Source organism: Bacillus sp. AR8-1, assembly GCF_008042345.1.
GTDB classification, from domain to species: domain Bacteria; phylum Bacillota; class Bacilli; order Bacillales; family Bacillaceae_G; genus Bacillus_A; species Bacillus_A cereus.
In genome coordinates this window covers 1-568 of record NZ_QNUB01000084.1, presented here as the reverse complement: position 1 = coordinate 568, position 568 = coordinate 1, and the positions used below count along the sequence as shown (strand labels likewise).

Sequence of the window (568 nt, the reverse complement as noted above, 5' to 3'; positions counted from 1 at the left end):
AATGAACCTGTTAACTGCATATTTTCTAACTTCAAATAAATTTCTCCACCGGTTTTACTGGTTAAATAGAAAGATTTAACCAAAGGCGTTTTTCTAGCATTTCCATCTAAAATTTTTTGTGCTTTTTTTATATTCCCAATGTTGAGTGGTAAAATTTCATTACTCATATTAACACTTCTTTCAATGGCTTATAATCTAACTCTAGTGTTGCACCTAAATTCTCATAAGTTATCGTACCCTTGTAAATATTTATCCCCGTCGCTAAAGCCGGTTTATTTTGGATTGCAGTCTCTAATCCATTTTTAGCTATTTCTAGTAAATACTCAATATTCCCATTTGCTAAGGCCATAGTAGAAGTACGTGGAGTAGCACCAGGCATATTTGGTACTGCATAATGGATTACATCATGCTTAATAAATATAGGATTATCATGAGTTGTATAATGATCGACTGTCTCTACCGTACCACCTTGATCTATTGCGATATCCACAATGACACTTCCTGGCTTCATAGATTGAACCATATACTCTTTAACAATTTTAGGAGGGCGAGATCCTGGTATTAAAAT

Annotated in this window: 2 pseudogenes; both read right to left on the bottom strand. The window is 33.8% G+C overall.

The annotated features are described in order from the left end of the window. Nucleotides 1-167, bottom strand: a pseudogene (locus DN400_RS29135) (threonine ammonia-lyase); the annotation flags it as partial. Continuing rightward, nucleotides 164-568: pseudogene (locus DN400_RS29130) on the bottom strand (alanine dehydrogenase); the annotation flags it as partial. The pseudogenes DN400_RS29130 and DN400_RS29135, both read right to left, overlap by 4 nt.